The sequence below is a fragment of the Rothia sp. LK2492 genome, assembly GCF_040946345.1.
In the GTDB taxonomy this organism is placed as follows: Bacteria; Actinomycetota; Actinomycetes; order Actinomycetales; family Micrococcaceae; genus Rothia; species Rothia endophytica.
On record NZ_JAYWLX010000003.1, the window covers coordinates 269,738 to 285,890 of the forward strand.

A 16,153-nucleotide genomic window follows, 5' to 3' on the forward strand; every position below is an offset into this window, starting at 1 on the left:
AAGAATTAACTCTATCTAGACTCTAGACGCTGCGGAAGGCTGCTACAGCGTTATGCCCACCAAAACCGAAGGAGTTAGAAACAGCTGCAATGTCACCTGCGGGCAGGTCACGAGCATCAGTCACTACATCAAGGTCAATCTGAGGGTCTTTGTTCTCAAGATTAATAGTGCAAGGAGCCTTACGGTGGTGAAGTGCAAGAACAGTTAGCACTGCTTCGAGGGCGCCGGCGCCACCTAGAAGGTGACCGGTCATTGACTTTGTGGCTGATACTGCAACCGAACCGGTATGATCGCCGAAAACCTCACGCAGAGCTAGTGACTCGGGAACATCGCCCACGGGGGTAGAGGTTGCGTGCGCATTCACGTGAACGACCTGCTCAGGTGAGATTCCACCGTCTGCCAGAGCCTCTTGAAGTGCGCGGGTAGCACCCAAGGCCGAGGGATCCGGGGCTGTAATGTGGTGGGCGTCAGCAGAGACTCCGGTGCCAGCAAGCTCAGCGTAAATACGTGCGCCACGAGCTTTAGCATGTTCCTCTGATTCAAGAATCAGAGCGGCTCCACCCTCACCCATCACAAAGCCATCGCGACCGCTGTCGTAGGGCCGGGAAGCAGCAGCCGGATCGTCGTTGCGGGTAGAGAGAGCCTGCATTTTAGCGAAGGCGCCGATAGTCATGGGGTGGATAGCTGCCTCAGAGCCACCGGCGATAACAACGTCAGCCTTGCCAGAACGAATCAGCATGAGAGCTAAATCAAGGGCTTCGGTAGAAGAAGCACAAGCGGAAACCACAGTCTGAGCTGAACCGCGGGCCTTGAGGTTCATGGACACTGCAGCCGCATTAGAGTTGGGCATCAGCATGGGCACGGTCATGGGAAGCATACGGCGGGGGCCCTTTTCCCGCAAAGTATCCCAGGCGTCCAGCAGAGTCCAGACTCCACCGATACCGGTGCCAAAAGCAACGGCGGTGCGCAATGGATCGCACTCTTCAGCCTCTTCAGCGTCCTTGCCGCTAAAACCTGCATCCTCCCACGCCTCACGAGCGGCTACCAAAGCCAGCTGACCGGAGGGGTCAAGTCTCTTGCTCTCAACTTTAGATAGACGGCCAGATTCAACCGCAGCGACGGCTACCCGGCCTGCAATCGAAACGGGCAGCTCGTACTCCGTCACCCAGGGCTCATCAATGGTGGTGATACCTGAAACCCCGGCGAGGGCGTTTTCCCAGGTAGTAGGAACATCCCCGCCGATGGGGGTGGTTGCACCGAGGCCGGTGACAACGACTTTACGAGACATCTGTGCGTCCTTCGAACTAAGTCTTGAGTGAGGGAGTTAAACCGAGAGGTATATAAAAGAGGTTGGGAGCGGAGGAATCCGCACCCAACCCTGCCGAGGGCAAACTTATGCGTTTGCGATGAAGTTTACTGCGTCACCCACGGTCTTGAGGTTCTTTACCTCTTCGTCGGGAATGGTGACGCCGAACTTCTCTTCTGCATTAACAACGATGGTCATCATTGAGATGGAATCAATGTCGAGGTCTTCGGTGAAAGACTTCTCGAGCTGAACGTCCTCAACCTCAACGCCGGTTTCTTCGTTGACGATTTCTGCAAGGCCTGCGAGGATTTCGTTCTGATCTGCCATGATGGCTCCTTTGTCTAGGGTGTAGCGGCATCTGCCGCTGAAGGTAGGGTGCTCTAACCCCTCTCAAGAGGTCAAAGCGACATCTAGCAGCTACTGCTACTTTTAGTCTTCACAGTTGAGTGTAGTCTCTCCAACGGGGTTTGACCGGCTTATCAGGCCCACTATTTTTGAAATAAACCTAACATTTTTTTCAAAAAAGGTTTGGCTGAGGTGAGTGAGAGTTAGTCAGTTCCCCCTAGGGGTGGAGAGGCTTTAGGGGAGGACGACCACCTGGGCGGCAAAGACGAGACCAGCGCCGAAACCGATCTGCAGGGCAAGCTTGCCTGACAGTTCAGGGCGCTCATCAAGCAGAGCATCTACTGCCAGAGGCACGGAGGCAGCTGATGTGTTGCCTGCACACTCAATATTGCGGCCTACGAGGACGGTGTCGGGGAGTTTGAGTGTTTTGACCATCTGGTCGATGATGCGCATATTGGCCTGGTGGGGCACAAAGGCGCCGAGGTCCTCGGCGGTGATACCCGCAGCGTCTAGGGCTTGCTGTGCGACCTTAGCCATTTCCCACACTGCCCAGCGGAAAACTTTCTGACCATCCTGGCGTAGGGTGGGCCAGATTTTCTCTCCCTCTTCAACGGGATGAGCAACAAAATCACGGTTGCGAATCTCCAGTATGGAATGGCTCATGCCCACAGCTTCCCAGTTGGCGCCATCCGATCCCCACACGGTTGGCCCTATGCCGGGGGTCTCTGAGGGGCCAACTACGGCTGCACCGGCGCCATCGCCCAGGAGGAAGGAGATGGTGCGCTCGGTGTTATCAATAAAATCTGAAAGCTTTTCAACACCGATCACCAGGACGTTCTTGGCTGTGCCTGCCTTGACGAGGGCATCAGCCTGGGCCACGGCGTAGCAGAAGCCTGCGCAGGCAGCTGAAATGTCGTAAGCAGGTGCCTTGGAACCAACACCGTCGGCGACCAGCGCAGCAAGGGAAGGCGTAGCGTGCGGGTGGGTTACGGTTGCAACGATAACCGCATCCAAATCTTCACCAATGATACCTGAATTGGCGAGTGCGTCCTTGGCTGCTGCCACAGCAAGATCGGTAATGGAAAGGTTCTCTGAGGCGCGGTGGCGGGTTTTGATACCGGTGCGCTGAACGATCCATTCATCTGATGAATCGATGGGGCCAGCGATGTCATGGTTGGTGACATCAAGGTCACCGCGGGCTGATCCGTAGCCAAGAATGCGTGAGTAGCGGTTGGGTTCCGCCTGCTTGAGGGTAGGCACTTAGATGTCCTTTCAGTGTTAGGCAGAGAGCGCTGCGGTGAGCGCATCAAGGTCGTCGGGGGAGTTAATCGCTGAGGCGGGGGTGCCGCGCAGACCTCGCTTTGCCAGCCCCACCAGGGTACCGGCCGGGGCTACCTCTACGAGGTGTTCAGCACCTGCTTCTGATAGAGACGCCATGCACAGGTCCCAGCGTACAGGGCGGGTCACCTGCGCTACCAGGGAATCTAGTGCAGCGGAACCGCTGCTGACAGGGGCGCCGTTAAAATTTGAGAGAAGTGCTGAAGTGGGGTCCTTAGGCGTCAGGGTACCCGCAAAATCAGCGAGAGGCCCCTGAGCAGCTTCCATGTAAGAGGTATGGAAAGCGCCAGCTACCTTGAGCGGAATGACACGGGTTTTAGCTGGCGGGTTTTCAGCAAAGGCAGCTAAATTCTCTAGCGAACCAGCAGCAACGATCTGGCCACCACCGTTTGAGTTGGCAGCAGTCAGACCGGCAGCAGAAATGGCCTCGCGGATATCGTCCTCAACTCCGCCCAGTACGGCACTCATGCCGGTGGGTGTAGCCGCTGCAGCTTCAGCCATACCGTTTGCGCGCACGCGAATAAATTTCATGGCTTCTTCTTCGGTGAGCACCCCAGCCAAGGCAGCAGCGGTAATTTCACCTACCGAATGTCCTGCAAAAATTACGTCGCGGTCGCTGAGAAGTTTCAGTGCTAGCTTGCCCGTTACAAGACCAGCTGCAACAATCAGTGGCTGAGCGATAGCAGTGTCCTTGATGGTCTCCTCGTCAGCTTCAGTGCCATAGCGGATGAGGTCAAGGTCGGCTGCAGCTGAAAGTTTTTGCAGGTGTTCACTCACACCATCCAGCTCTAACCAGGGGGTCAGAAAACCGGGCTTTTGAGCTCCCTGACCTGGGCATACAAGGGCAATCACAGGGGTGAACCACCTTAGAAGTAGCATTGTCTTTTCAAGAAGTTTGAAAGTTTCTTGAATCTTTTTCAAATAACTATCCTACTCCTCTTTTGCCCTCCCCCTGGTAGAAGATTTGCGTTGTACAGACCACAAAGACAAAGAATCAGTCGCTTGCCCCCAAAGATTAGCGACACTGAATCTTTGGTAGATGAGAAAGGGCTGCTATTCCCTACTGGGGGAATAGCAGCCCTTGAGCTACCTAGGGGTAACCTTACGCGTCGCCACCGGCGTTACCGGAGGTACCAGCGTTGATGTTGTTCAAGTCGTACTTAGCAAAGGCCTGAGCGGGAGCATCGGCAGCAACTTCACCGCGCTTTGCCAGCATCTGCAGGGCACGGACAACGATGGATGCTGAGTCGATCTTGTAGAAGCGACGAGCACCTGCACGGGTGTCTGAGAAGCCGAAGCCGTCAGCGCCCAGGGTTGCAAATTCGTTGGGAACGAACTGGCGCACGCCGTCCATGAGGTCGGTCTGGTAGTCAGAAACTGCAACAATCGGACCGGTTGCGCCCTCGAGCTGAGCCTTTATGAAGGGCTTGCGCGGGGTAGCTGCAGGGTCTTTGAGCAGAACACGCTCTGCATCGAGACCGTCACGGCGTAGGTTGGTCCATGAGGTCACTGACCACACATCAGCAGAAACGCCCCATTCCTCAGCCAGCATCCGCTGAGCCTCCAGCGCCCAGGGAACGGCCACACCTGAAGCGAGAAGCTGGGCGCGGGGACCGTCGTTCTTGGCTTCTGAGAGGCGGTAAATGCCACCAATGACCCCGTCAACATCGAGGTTCTCGGGCTGAACAGGGTGCTGGATCGGCTCGTTGTAGACGGTGAGGTAGTACATGACGTTGTGGTCTTCATCGCCGGTGCCATACATGTGCTCGATGCCGCGCTTGACGATGTGCGCGATTTCGTAACCGTAGGCGGGGTCATAGTGAATAACCGCGGGGTTGGTGCCGGCCAGGATCGGTGAGTGACCGTCCATGTGCTGCAGACCCTCACCCGTAAGGGTGGTGCGGCCAGCGGTACCGCCGATGATGAAGCCTCGAACCAGCTGATCGGCGGCTGCCCAGAAGGAGTCACCGGTGCGCTGGAAGCCGAACATCGAGTAGAAGATGTAGACAGGAATCATGGGTTCGCCGTGGGTGTCATAAGACGAGCCAACAGCGGTCATAGCTGCGACGCCACCGGCTTCATTGATACCCACGTGAATGATCTTGCCCTCGGGTGATTCCTTGTAGGCAAGCATAAGTTCACGGTCCACAGCCAGGTAATTCTGACCGTTGGGATTGTAAATCTTAGCGGTGGGGAAGTAGGAGTCCATGCCGAAGGTGCGTGCCTCATCGGGGACGATAGGCACGATGCGGTGACCGAAGTCCTTTTCACGCATGAGGTCCTTGAGCAGGCGGACGAAGGCCATGGTGGTGGCAGCCATCTGCTTGCCGGTGCCCTTGAACGCACCCTTGTAGGCCTTCTCGGAGGGCAGGGTAATTTCGGGCTGGACGTTCTTGCGTCCGGGGATGAAGCCACCGAGCTCTGAACGGCGTTCCATCAGGTACTTGTACTCCTCTGAGTCCTTACCGGGGTGGTAGTAAGGAGGGTTATACAGGTCGTTCTCCAGCTGTTCATCAGAGATGGGGATGCGCAGATGGTCACGGAAGCGCTTGAGGTCATCCATGGACAGCTTCTTCATCTGATGGGTCGCGTTACGAGCCTCGAAGCTAGCCCCCAGACCGTATCCCTTGACGGACTGCGCCAGGATGACGGTGGGCTGACCCTTGTGATCCACTGCTGCCTTGTAGGCGGCGTAGACCTTTTGGTAGTCGTGAGCGCCACGCTTCATGGCCCAGATTTCCTCGTCGGTCATGTCGGCGACGAGTTCCTTGGTTTCGGGAGTCTGCCCGAAGAAGTGCTCGCGGATGAAGCCACCGGACTCTGCCTTGTAGGTCTGGTAGTCGCCGTCCAGGGTTTCGTTCATGATGCGGACGAGCTCACCGGAGGTGTCCTTTTCGAGCAGGGTGTCCCACTCGCGGCCCCAAAGAACCTTGATAACATTCCAGCCGGCACCGCGGAAGAAGGCTTCAAGTTCTTGAACAATTTTGCCGTTACCGCGAACGGGGCCGTCCAGACGCTGAAGGTTGCAGTTCACCACGAAGGTGAGATTGTCCAGCTTTTCGTTGGCAGCCAGCTGCAGTGCGCCGCGTGACTCGGGTTCGTCCATTTCGCCGTCGCCCAGGAATGCCCAAACGTTCTGGTCGCTGGTGTCCTTGATGCCGCGGTTGTGCAGGTACTTATTGAAAGATGCCTGGTGAATCGCGTTCAGGGGGCCAAGGCCCATAGATACGGTGGGGAACTGCCAGAAATCGGGCAGGTTACGGGGGTGGGGGTAGGAGGGCAGGTGGGTGCCTTCCTTGGTTTTCTCCTGGCGGAAACCGTCAAGCTGCTCTTCAGTGAGGCGGCCTTCGAGGAACGCGCGAGCGTAGTTACCGGGAGATGAGTGGCCCTGGAAGAAGAGCTGGTCGCCGCCACCGGGGTGGCTACGGCCGCGGAAGAAGTGGTTGTATCCTACTTCGTAGAGGGTCGCCATACCTGCGTAGGAGGAGATGTGGCCGCCCACGCTGATGGTCGCCTTCTGTGCTCGCTGAACCATAACGGCAGCGTTCCAACGCAGAATGGCGCGGTATCGGCGTTCAACCTGCTCGTCACCGGGGTATTCCGGCTCTTGGTCTACGGGGATGGTGTTAACGTAGTCAGTAGTGGTCACCATGGGGACGGTGATTGACTTCTGGCCTGCGCGCTGCATGAGCGAGCGCACGATGAACTGGGCGCGCTCGGTGCCGTGAGTCTCGACGAGTTCGTCGAAGGATTCAATCCACTCGCCGGTCTCTTCGGGGTCAATGTCGGTGAAGCTGTTTGTCAGCGCACTCAAAACGTGATCGTTCGTTTCTGAGGGTCCCACGAGCCAACCTCTCTATGTTGTAGGTATAGCGCACCATTTGGTGCTAAATGTGCGGTGCGCTGGGTGTTGGTGTCTTTAGCAACATTAGGGTCGCTCAGACAACTTATCTCCTATGGTGTCACAAAATGGCACTCTGGCGGTCTTGACGCCGGGATTATTAGGTGTGAAATAGCTGTCACTTCACCCAATTTTTCTTATCAGCGAAATTTGGTGCCTCCCTTTTGGTCGTGTTCTGTTGCTTTGAGCGGTGTTTACGTGTTCAGTGGTAGGTGAACTGACGATGCTCCACATCCGGGTGGGGCTCGGTGAGGGCAGTAGTTGCCCGCTAACTTCAAGGAGGACGTTCGTGAGCGAGACTCGTGCCGCTGACAAAGATGCGGTAGTCAAGCTTGGTTTCAAGGATGGGGATCTCATCCAGGAATTTGGGTATGACGATGATGTTGATTTTGATCTTCGAGATGATCTTGAAGATTGCATCGGCTCTGAGATTCTTGACGAGGACGACCAGGAAGTCGTAGATGGCATCCTGCTCTGGTGGCGAGAGGAAGATGGCGACCTGGTAGATGGGTTGATGGATGTTCTTTCTTCTCTCGATGAAGGCGGTGTGGTGTGGCTACTGACCCCTAAGGCCGGCCGTGATGGTTATGTTGCCCCGGGAGAAGTTCAGGAAGCGGCACCGCTGGCCGGCTTGCACGTCACCACGACTGAAGCTGCCTCTAAAGATTGGGCTGCTACCCGTCTGGTGATGAAGCAAAGTAAGTAAGATACTCCTGAACAAACCCCGCACTGCTTGTCTCTAGCGTGCGGGGTTTGATGGTCTCAGGAGAGAAACAGCAGGCAATGCTTCTAACATTCACTGAACTCAGCGTAAAGATGTTAGAAAAATTTTTTTCACTCATTTTCCCCTTGATTTCTGGGGGTAAACGGTGCTCTAGCCGATTTTTTATGGCGAGCGGTGCCTATTTCGGTTTGCGAGCGCCGAACGGTCTGTGTAAAGTATTTCTTGTTGTCGAGAGCGCAAGCATGCGACACGATGGGTCTTTAGCTCAGCTGGTAGAGCGCCACGTTTACACCGTGGATGTCATCGGTTCGATCCCGGTAGGACCCACGAACGAAACCTCGGTTTTGTCAGTTAGTTACTTGCAGTAACTAATAACTCAATAAGGGTCTTTAGCTCAGCTGGTAGAGCGCCACGTTTACACCGTGGATGTCATCGGTTCGATCCCGGTAGGACCCACCATCTAAAGCCTCGCAGTGATCTGCGAGGCTTTTTGTTTCTGCTGGTATAACAGTTCTGGCGTGCTAGTCGGTCTAGTTTTCTTGGCGCTAGACTGGGAAGGTCGCCCCGACGTCCTACCTTCTTCTGACCGCTACCGGAAAGCCACCTGTGAAACGCAACTTTAAGCCCCGCAACTTTACCGCTGTGTTCCTCTCTATTATCTGGTTCCTGGTGTCTGTTTCATTTGTTATTCAGGGCATGATGGTTCAGCTGTGGATAGGTTTTGCTGTAGTTGCTCTCATTATTGGCGGGCTGGCTGTGTGGGTTCTTTTCACTGATACATATGACCGGGAGCAGTAGAGGGTTGCCACCTGGCTCCCAGCATGTGAACGTTTTGTTTCTCTCATAGCGCGTACGCCCAAAAGTAGCGCAAATCAGCGTAACCTAAAAGGCATGACTGAAACTAATACTGAACGTAAAGCACAGATTGGTGTGACCGGCCTTGCCGTGATGGGTGCTAACCTAGCACGTAACCTGGCACGTAATGGCTACACCGTAGCTCTTCACAACCGCTCTGTTGAAAAAACTGATGCACTTTTAGCTGCACACAGCGCTGATGGCGACTTCATTCGTACCGAGACCCTGCAGGAGCTCGTAGATTCACTCGAATCACCACGCCGCATTCTGATCATGGTGAAGGCCGGCTCACCGGTTGATGCCGTGATTGAGCAGCTGGTTCCCCTGCTGGATGAGGACGATGTCATCATTGACGGCGGTAACTCACACTTCCCCGACACCATCCGGCGTGAACGAGCACTGGCTGAAAAGAACCTGCACTTCGTGGGTATTGGCGTTTCAGGCGGCGAAGAAGGTGCGCTCAATGGCCCCTCCATTATGCCTGGTGGATCAGCTAAGGCTTATGAGTCACTCGGGCCGCTCTTAGAAAAGATTTCGGCTAAGGCTCCTAACGGTGAGCCCTGCTGTGCTTGGATTTCAACCGATGGTGCCGGCCACTTTGTCAAGATGGTGCACAACGGTATCGAATACGCAGATATGCAGGTCATCGGTGAGGCTTACGACCTCTTGCGTTCAGTTGCGGGTGTTGAGCCTGCTGCTCAGGCAGAAATCTTCAAGCAGTGGAATACCACTGACCTGAACTCTTACCTCATTGAAATTACTGCTGACGTTCTGGCTCAGGTTGATGCCAAGACCGGTAAGCCCCTGGTCGATGTCATTGTTGATGAGGCTGGCCAGAAGGGTACCGGACGCTGGACGGTGCAAGCAGCTCTTGACCTTGGTGCTCCCGTATCAGGTATCGCAGAATCAGTCTTTGCCCGTGCACTGTCTTCAGGTAATCCTGAGGCACGTCTGCAGGCTCAGCAGCAGCTTCCGGAGGGGCTGATCGCTACCACCGCTGTAGCGAATGGTGATGAGGAGTTCATTGAGGACGTCCGCAAGGCCCTCTTTGCCTCAAAGCTGGTTTCTTACGCCCAGGGTATGGATATGCTGGCTAAGGCCGGCGCTGAATACCACTGGGATTTGAAGCTTGATGTGATTGCTAGCCTCTGGCGTGCCGGTTGCATCATTCGTGCTGAGCTGCTGGGCGAAATTATGGAAGCCTACAAGAGCGAGACCCCCGCTAACATGCTGCTGGCTCCCGCTTTCACCGCCCTGCTCGAGGATCTCGTGCCCTCCTGGCGTCGTGTAGTCGCTAAGGCAACTGCTGAAGGTGTGCCAGTGCCGGTTTTCTCTTCGTCCCTGTCTTACTACGACGCCCTGCGCCGTAAGCGTCTTCCCGCAGCCCTGATTCAGGGCCAGCGTGATTTCTTCGGTGCTCACACCTACGGTCGTATTGACTCAGAGGGTATGTGGCACACCGAGTGGAGCGGTGATCGCAGCGAAATTAACGCTGAAGATAGCCACACCCACTAGGAAACTTATCTCTTCTAAAGAGTAAAAATGCCCCTGAGCTGCAAGGCTCAGGGGCATTTTGTGGTTTTTAAATCCACATGGTGGGGTCAACATACTCTACAGCATCCACCAGGGGTAGTTTGGCGTCCGGGGTACGGGGCCGGGAGCGGGCTGGGATGCCCGTGATGATGGAATCCTCTGGGTGATCGTGTACTACCACTGAGTTGCCACCAATAGCTGAATCAGCACCAATCACCACCGGACCTAACACCTTAGCACCTGCACCGATAGTAACCCGATCCCCAATGGTGGGGTGACGCTTTCCCTTCTCCAAAGAACGCCCGCCCAGGGTGACACCGTGATAGAGCATCACATCATTACCCACCTCCGCGGTTTCACCGACGACCACGCCCATGCCATGGTCAATAAAGAAGCGGCGACCAATGGTAGCGCCCGGGTGGATTTCTACACCGGTCAGGAAGCGGGTGAACTGGCTGAGAGTTCGAGCTATTGACTTGGTGCGCTCTTGCTGCCAGAGCTTGTGAGTTAGACGGTGTGCCCAGATAGCGTGCAGACCGGAGTAATTAATCATAATTTCAGCTGGGCCGCGGGCAGCGGGGTCGTGGGTGCGGACCGTTTCCAAATCCTCACGCAAACGCGCCATAAAACTCATTGTTATCCTTTACCGTGCAAGCATCTCTTCACGTTGAGTATAACCCCCGGTAGGGGCAAACATATTCCTGTTTTACCCAAAAAAACGCCACCGCCGAAAATTCGGCGGTGGCGCTCAGCGGGCTTTATTGTTTAGCCGCGAATATCTTCGTACAGAAGGGTTGAGATGTAGCGCTCACCGAAATCACACACGATAGCTACAATCAGCTTGCCAGCGTTCTCGCTCTTTTTAGCTTCTTCCAGTGCGGCCCAGACGGATGCACCGGAGGAAATACCGCCCAAGATGCCTTCATGGGTGCCCAAAGCACGAGCCGTAGAGACAGCGTCCTCAATACTGACATCAGCAACAGCGTCATAAATGTCGCGGTTGAGGGTATCGGGAATAAAGTTGGCTCCCAGACCCTGAATCTTGTGGGGACCAGCTTTGCCTTCGGTCAGCAAAGGGGAGTCCTTGGGCTCTACCGCAACAATTTTGACGTTGGGGTTTTTCTCTTTCAGATACTTTCCAGCACCCGAGATGGTTCCACCGGTGCCGATACCTGCTACAAAGATGTCAATCTTACCCTCGGTTGATTCCCAGATTTCGGGGCCGGTGGTCTTGTAGTGCACGGTTGGGTTAGCTTCATTGCTGAACTGCGAGGCCAGGATGGCGTTTTCGGTGCTGGCAACGATTTCTTTTGCCTTCTCTATAGCACCACGCATACCCTCAGAACCGGGGGTCAGAATAATCTCGGCTCCGTAGGCGCGTAGCATGACGCGACGCTCGTTGCTCATGGTCTCAGGCATCGTCAGAATGACCTTGTAACCGCGAGCTGCACCCACCATAGCCAGAGCAATACCGGTGTTACCTGAGGTACCCTCTACGATGGTGCCACCGGGTTTGAGCGCGCCTGCTTCTTCAGCTGCGTTGATGATGGCAACACCAATACGGTCTTTGACGGAGTTAGCGGGGTTGTAGAACTCTAGCTTGACGGCTACGTTGCCGGGCAGATTCTCGTCCAAGCGGTTAAGACGGACGATGGGGGTACCGCCGACGACCTCAGTGACATTGTTGTACATTTTTGACACGGGTTAGCCTTTCGGGTTATTGACTAAGAAGGTTCAGTTTTATTCTACGAGAATTGGGTAGCTGGGCTAAGAAAGAAGAAACTTGGCGTAACTTTGGCGCACTTTTGAGAGTTTAGGATTGATGACAGCCATACAGTACCCCTCGTAGGGGTTGCGAGCATAGTAGTTCTGGTGGTACTCCTCTGCCTCATAGAAGGTGCCCAGGGGTTCAAGTACAGTTACTACCCGGTTATCCCATACCTGGTTGGCTCGTTCGATGGCCCTTTCAAAGATAGCTTTTTGCTCTTCATCAGTATAGTAAAGGGCCGAGCGGTACTGGCTGCCGACGTCCGCTCCCTGGCGGTCCCAGCTGGTGGGGTCATGGGAGGTGAAGAAAATATCGAGCACCGTGTCAGCATCAATGATTGAGTCGTCGAATTCGACCTTAACTATTTCTACGTGACCGGTGGTTCCGCTGCACACCTGCTGGTAGGTGGGGTTGGGGTCAGTGCCCCCGGTGTAGCCTGAGATGCTGGCAGTGACGCCCTTGATATTGCGGTATACGGCGTCGATGCACCAGAAGCAGCCGCCGCCTAAAACAAAATTCTGCATATATCTGTAACCTGCTGGGAGCCCTAAATATTCCGGCGAGTAGAACACCGTGCGAGCTGATGCGTTGAACTTCTCAGTTGGCTACACCAGTGAAAGAATAGGGGCATGACTGATAAGAAAATACCTACTCTCCATGATGTGGTGACGGCCTTTCACGAGATTTTCCCCCCGGCTTTGGCTGAAAACTGGGACGCTAGCGGTCTGGTGCTGGGCCGAAAGGACGCGCCGGTGCCCACGGTTGGCTTTGCGGTAGATGCCACGGTGAAAACCGCCGCCGAAGCAGCAGAACGCGGGGCCGGTCTGCTCATTACTCACCACCCTCTTCTGCTGCGCGGTGCTTCCTTTCTGCCTGATACCGACTACAAGGGCGAAATTACCCACACCCTAATCGAAGCGCGCTGCGGCCTGCTGGGCGCCCACACCAACGTGGACTCAGCCCCCCACGGCACCAACGAAGCGTTTATGGATATGCTCGGCATCAGCGAACGTGAGGTGCTAGCTGATGACCAGAGCGTTGAGGTTAACGGTAGTCAGGTGCAGGTAGGCATCGGCAGGGTGGGTCAGCTACCCCTGCCTATGACACTCAAAGAGCTAGCTGAAAAAATCGCGGACTTTCTCCCTGCCACCGCAGCAGGGCTACGCGTTGCCGGGCGGGCAGATACTCAAGTGCAAAAAGTGGCTTTGTGCACCGGTGCGGGGGACTCTCTTTTCAAAGAGGCACTAAAGAGCGGCGCAGATGTCTATATCACCGCTGATCTACGCCACCACCCAGCATCAGAACTCCGAGAAAACGCTTTGATAGCCGGCGGCCCGGCGCTCATCGACTGCTCACACTTCGCCAGCGAATGGTTGTGGATGGACGGCGCGGCTCAGCTACTAACCGAACGCTTGGCGGACCGTGGGTTCACCATCAGCACCTATATTTCTGATCTCAACACCGACCCCTGGGACTTCACCGTTTCAACCGGGCAGATTAGCGGTTCAGCCAGCACCCGCTAACTCCAGCTACGGACAGGACCCCAAGCCCGGCGTCCTACTCTTTCACCACCAGGGTGAGGGTGCCGGGCTTTTTATCTGTTGCGGCGCTCAGCTCCACGGTGAACTTAGGGGAGAGCCGGGGTAGTAGCTGTTCAATATTGTTGATGTTCGTAAGGCCTTCATCAATCAGGTATCTTGCCAGCAAACCCCTGTAGTGCTTAGCCATATGTGAGACCACCTTGCGGCTGCCGTCGGGCAGCATCTTCTCAACTCTTACCGCATAGGTAAGCTGAGGTTCAGGTGTCCATGCCTTAGCATAAGCGGCTGACCGGCAATCAATAACCAACTGACCGCCGAAGGCACCAGATAGAACCGACGTCAGCTCACCGGCCCAAAATTTTGCCAGATTCCCACAGCTACCTAGTTTCACTCCCATTGAGAGACGGTAAGCCGGGAGACAGTCCTTTAAGCTCACCGCACCCCAGAGCGCTGAAATCACCAGAAGCGACCGATCAGCGCTTTCTTGAGCTGCAGTACCTAAACTTGCATAATCAAGCGCTTCAAACAAAACCCCGGTGTACACCTGGGCCGCAGGTGCAGCTGGCTCAGCTAAGAGGCGAGTATTTCTTTCAACCTCAGCCACTAAGGACTTACCGACCTTGAGCTGTTCAGCGGCGCCTTCTTCTGCACTCACCTGAGCTAGCTCCTCTACCACGCGCTCGCGGGCTTCGGTGAGCTGCGGGAACGATAAATCACCCATCTCAACGGGGTTAGTACCTGTGGCGGGAGTCTTACCTTCGGAGGGCGGTAGAAGAATGAGCATAGTTTTTAGTGTAGTAAAGTTGAGGGGTAGACGGGGTGCCTGGGCAATCGCGAGACCTAAGGTTTCGAGGAAAGTCCGGGCTCCACAGCACAGGGTGGTCGATAACGTCGACTCAGGGTAACCTGCAGGCCAGTGCCACAGAAAATAGACCGCCGCATCTCTGGTGCGGTCAGGGTGAAACGGTGAGGTAAGAGCTCACCAGCGCCCCGGGCGACCGGGGTGGCTCGGTAAACCCCACTCGGAGCAAGGTCAAACAGGGCATGCTAGTAGCCAGTGCGGCGAAGTGCCCGGGTAGGCTGCTTGAACCCACGAGCAATGGTGGGTCTAGATGGATGATTGCCGCTCGGCAACGAGTACAGAACCCGGCTTATAGGGCACCCCGTCCCTACAATACTTAAGACGCCCGCTCAGTTGAGCGGGCGTCATTTTGAATTCTTAGTGACCGAAGGGGTCCGGGTCTACACCCGGCACCCAGCTGTTGCCGTCAACAGTCCACCCCTCAGCTTTCACCACTTTTTTGTACTTCTTGGTGTAGCGGGGGTTAAGGCGGTTCACATAAAGTTTTCCATCGAGGTGATCTGTTTCGTGCTGCATGACGCGGGCAAACCAGCCTGTAGCATCAAATTTCAGGGGGTTCCCATCAGCATCCTGGCCGCTCACTGTAACCCATTCAGCGCGCTTGAGCGGGAAGGAATAACCGGGGAAAGAGAGGCACCCTTCCACTTCTTCTTCGGGATCAGGCTCTGAGGTTGAGATTTTGCCCAGGGTGAGCAAAGGATTGACAACAACACCCAATGGGGGCACTCCGTCTTCGTTGTCAAACTTATAGGTAAAGAGCCGCAAACCGACTCCCACCTGGGGAGCTGCAAGGCCCACACCGTTGGAAAGCTCCTGCGTCTCATACATATCAGCAATCAGTTGCTTTAGGTCATCATCAAAGGACGTAACGGGTGCGGCCGGGCGGTGAAGCACGGGGTTACCGTGCACAACGATGGGTAGAACTGTCATATCTCAACCTTACCGTGTGGGTCTATAAGGGCACATAAAAAGAGGGCCGCTACGTTTACCGTAGCGGCCCTCTTTATTCTGGGTGATCGACGGGGGTTGAACCCGCGACCTCCTGGACCACAACCAGGCGCTCTGCCGACTGAGCTACGACCACCATGTTTACTAAAACGCTAGCTAAATTTCTTTCACTTTTGTTTTGGCAACAGGTAATAGCTTACACAGATTTTTACCAGCTGTAAAACTGAGTCTGTGATTTGCGGGGTGACCATCCTCACTTGAATTCTAGGTGAATTATCAAGGTGAGCTGCTTTCGTGCGAGCTAAACAGGGTTAACTTCTTGGCGGGTTTCACTCACCTGACGAGCTACCTGCTGGCAGGTGGCGCTATCCGGGCCAGGGGCGGGTACAAAAATGGTTCCACGGTAGTAGCGGAGCTCATCAATCGAATCACGAATATCACCTAGAGCCCGGTGATTGCCGGTCTTAGCAGGGGCGTTGTAGGTTGCCTTTTCAAACCAGCGGCGAGATAGTTCTTTAATCGTTGACACATCAATCACCCGGTAGTGCAGATAATCAATGAGCTGTGGCATATCCCGCACGAGGAAGGTCTTATCGGTACCGATAGAGTTGCCGCCCAGCACAGCCTTTCGGGGTTCTGGAACCCATTCTTTAACGTAGTCCAGGACCAGCTGCTCTGCTTCAGCCATGCTAATGCCGCCGTCCAACTCATTGATAAGACCAGACTCCGTGTGCATGTTGCGCACAAAATCATCCATCTGCTCAAGAGGGCCTGGGGCCGGTTTGATGACTACATCGACGCCTTCACCCAAAATATTGAGGTCACCATCGGTCACAAGGGCTGCCACTTCAATCAGAGCATCATTCTCTAAGGACAGACCGGTCATTTCACAGTCGACCCAAACAATTCGTTCATTACTAATAGACACACCACCAATGTACTAGCCCCAGCTGATACTTGTCTGGTCTTAGAGGTAAAAACCATAATTTATTGAGAGCGGGGGATGAGCATCGGTGCCGATGAGAGCAACGG

Annotated in this window: 15 protein-coding genes, 3 tRNA genes and 1 other RNA gene; 7 read left to right on the forward strand and 12 right to left on the reverse strand. The window is 55.1% G+C overall.

What is annotated here, in order from left to right; genetic code table 11:
- Positions 1–22: 22 nt before the first annotated feature.
- From fabF to aceE, 5 genes are all read right to left on the reverse strand, one after another.
- Positions 23–1,288, reverse strand: coding sequence for a beta-ketoacyl-ACP synthase II (gene fabF, locus VVR27_RS05160; RefSeq protein WP_368547348.1), 1,266 nt, complete (start codon positions 1,286–1,288; stop codon positions 23–25).
- 105 nt (positions 1,289–1,393) lie between these two features.
- Complete coding sequence (locus tag VVR27_RS05165) at positions 1,394–1,633, reverse strand: acyl carrier protein (protein ID WP_185174557.1); 240 nt, start codon at positions 1,631–1,633, stop codon at positions 1,394–1,396.
- 252 nt (positions 1,634–1,885) lie between these two features.
- Positions 1,886–2,911, reverse strand: coding sequence for a beta-ketoacyl-ACP synthase III (locus tag VVR27_RS05170; RefSeq protein ID WP_368547349.1), 1,026 nt, complete (start codon positions 2,909–2,911; stop codon positions 1,886–1,888).
- An 18-nt stretch (positions 2,912–2,929) separates the two neighbouring features.
- Positions 2,930–3,841 carry an ACP S-malonyltransferase gene (locus VVR27_RS05175; protein ID WP_368547350.1) on the reverse strand — a complete coding sequence of 304 codons (912 nt, stop codon included), beginning with the start codon at positions 3,839–3,841 and terminating at the stop codon, positions 2,930–2,932.
- Positions 3,842–4,091: 250 nt separating this feature from the next.
- Entirely contained in the window at positions 4,092–6,833 is a 2,742-nt protein-coding gene (gene aceE / locus VVR27_RS05180; protein WP_368547351.1) for a pyruvate dehydrogenase (acetyl-transferring), homodimeric type, read from the reverse strand.
- Positions 6,834–7,179: 346 nt separating this feature from the next.
- On the opposite strand from aceE, the gene VVR27_RS05185 reads away from it, so the two are divergent.
- The 5 genes from VVR27_RS05185 (at position 7,180) to gndA (ending at position 9,984) form a co-directional block, all read left to right on the forward strand.
- Complete coding sequence (locus tag VVR27_RS05185) at positions 7,180–7,596, forward strand: DUF3052 domain-containing protein (RefSeq protein ID WP_251378901.1); 417 nt, start codon at positions 7,180–7,182, stop codon at positions 7,594–7,596.
- A 272-nt stretch (positions 7,597–7,868) separates the two neighbouring features.
- Positions 7,869–7,941 (forward strand) — tRNA-Val (locus VVR27_RS05190).
- A gap of 56 nt (positions 7,942–7,997) precedes the next feature.
- Positions 7,998–8,073 (forward strand) — tRNA-Val (locus tag VVR27_RS05195).
- Positions 8,074–8,220: 147 nt separating this feature from the next.
- Positions 8,221–8,412 carry a hypothetical protein gene (locus VVR27_RS05200; protein WP_368547352.1) on the forward strand — a complete coding sequence of 64 codons (192 nt, stop codon included), beginning with the start codon at positions 8,221–8,223 and terminating at the stop codon, positions 8,410–8,412.
- Between the two features lie 93 nt (positions 8,413–8,505).
- The gene (gndA, locus tag VVR27_RS05205; protein WP_368547353.1) at positions 8,506–9,984 is read left to right on the forward strand and encodes an NADP-dependent phosphogluconate dehydrogenase; all 1,479 of its coding nucleotides are present in this window, start codon (positions 8,506–8,508) and stop codon (positions 9,982–9,984) included.
- Between the two features lie 67 nt (positions 9,985–10,051).
- Here gndA and epsC read toward each other — a convergent pair whose 3' ends face one another.
- The 3 genes from epsC to msrA form a co-directional block, all read right to left on the reverse strand.
- Positions 10,052–10,636 carry a serine O-acetyltransferase EpsC gene (gene epsC / locus VVR27_RS05210; RefSeq protein WP_368547354.1) on the reverse strand — a complete coding sequence of 195 codons (585 nt, stop codon included), beginning with the start codon at positions 10,634–10,636 and terminating at the stop codon, positions 10,052–10,054.
- A gap of 131 nt (positions 10,637–10,767) precedes the next feature.
- Complete coding sequence (cysK, locus tag VVR27_RS05215) at positions 10,768–11,694, reverse strand: cysteine synthase A (protein ID WP_409349934.1); 927 nt, start codon at positions 11,692–11,694, stop codon at positions 10,768–10,770.
- 75 nt (positions 11,695–11,769) lie between these two features.
- Positions 11,770–12,294: a peptide-methionine (S)-S-oxide reductase MsrA gene (gene msrA, locus VVR27_RS05220; protein ID WP_368547356.1), complete on the reverse strand. Its 525-nt coding sequence runs from the start codon at positions 12,292–12,294 to the stop codon at positions 11,770–11,772.
- Positions 12,295–12,399: 105 nt separating this feature from the next.
- On the opposite strand from msrA, the gene VVR27_RS05225 reads away from it, so the two are divergent.
- A complete protein-coding gene (locus VVR27_RS05225; RefSeq protein WP_346873196.1) occupies positions 12,400–13,293 on the forward strand; it encodes a Nif3-like dinuclear metal center hexameric protein in 894 nt (297 codons plus the stop codon).
- Positions 13,294–13,327: 34 nt separating this feature from the next.
- On the opposite strand, the gene VVR27_RS05230 is transcribed toward VVR27_RS05225, so the two are convergent.
- Positions 13,328–14,095 carry a YaaA family protein gene (locus VVR27_RS05230; protein WP_368547357.1) on the reverse strand — a complete coding sequence of 256 codons (768 nt, stop codon included), beginning with the start codon at positions 14,093–14,095 and terminating at the stop codon, positions 13,328–13,330.
- 31 nt (positions 14,096–14,126) lie between these two features.
- Between VVR27_RS05230 and rnpB the strand changes: the two genes are divergently transcribed.
- Positions 14,127–14,481, forward strand: an RNA gene (rnpB, locus tag VVR27_RS05235) — RNase P RNA component class A.
- A 49-nt stretch (positions 14,482–14,530) separates the two neighbouring features.
- Here the strand turns inward: rnpB and def are convergent.
- The 3 genes from def to orn all read right to left on the reverse strand — a co-directional run bounded on the left by def (position 14,531) and on the right by orn (position 16,049).
- Positions 14,531–15,103, reverse strand: a complete 573-nt coding sequence (def, locus tag VVR27_RS05240; protein ID WP_346873194.1) for a peptide deformylase — start codon at positions 15,101–15,103, stop codon at positions 14,531–14,533.
- Positions 15,104–15,184: 81 nt separating this feature from the next.
- Positions 15,185–15,257, reverse strand: a tRNA-His gene (locus VVR27_RS05245).
- Positions 15,258–15,422: 165 nt separating this feature from the next.
- Positions 15,423–16,049, reverse strand: a complete 627-nt coding sequence (gene orn, locus VVR27_RS05250) for an oligoribonuclease (RefSeq protein WP_368547359.1) — start codon at positions 16,047–16,049, stop codon at positions 15,423–15,425.
- Between the last annotated feature and the right edge of the window lie 104 nt (positions 16,050–16,153).

Coding starts and splice junctions, on each gene's coding strand:
- epsC (WP_368547354.1), bottom strand. CDS start 10,636: ATGAGTTTTATGGCGCGTTTGCGTGAGGATTTGGAAACGGTCCGCACC.
- gndA (WP_368547353.1), top strand. CDS start 8,506: ATGACTGAAACTAATACTGAACGTAAAGCACAGATTGGTGTGACCGGC.
- VVR27_RS05165 (WP_185174557.1), bottom strand. CDS start 1,633: ATGGCAGATCAGAACGAAATCCTCGCAGGCCTTGCAGAAATCGTCAAC.
- def (WP_346873194.1), bottom strand. CDS start 15,103: ATGACAGTTCTACCCATCGTTGTGCACGGTAACCCCGTGCTTCACCGC.
- fabF (WP_368547348.1), bottom strand. CDS start 1,288: ATGTCTCGTAAAGTCGTTGTCACCGGCCTCGGTGCAACCACCCCCATC.
- VVR27_RS05225 (WP_346873196.1), top strand. CDS start 12,400: ATGACTGATAAGAAAATACCTACTCTCCATGATGTGGTGACGGCCTTT.
- cysK (WP_409349934.1), bottom strand. CDS start 11,694: ATGTACAACAATGTCACTGAGGTCGTCGGCGGTACCCCCATCGTCCGT.
- VVR27_RS05230 (WP_368547357.1), bottom strand. CDS start 14,095: ATGCTCATTCTTCTACCGCCCTCCGAAGGTAAGACTCCCGCCACAGGT.
- msrA (WP_368547356.1), bottom strand. CDS start 12,294: ATGCAGAATTTTGTTTTAGGCGGCGGCTGCTTCTGGTGCATCGACGCC.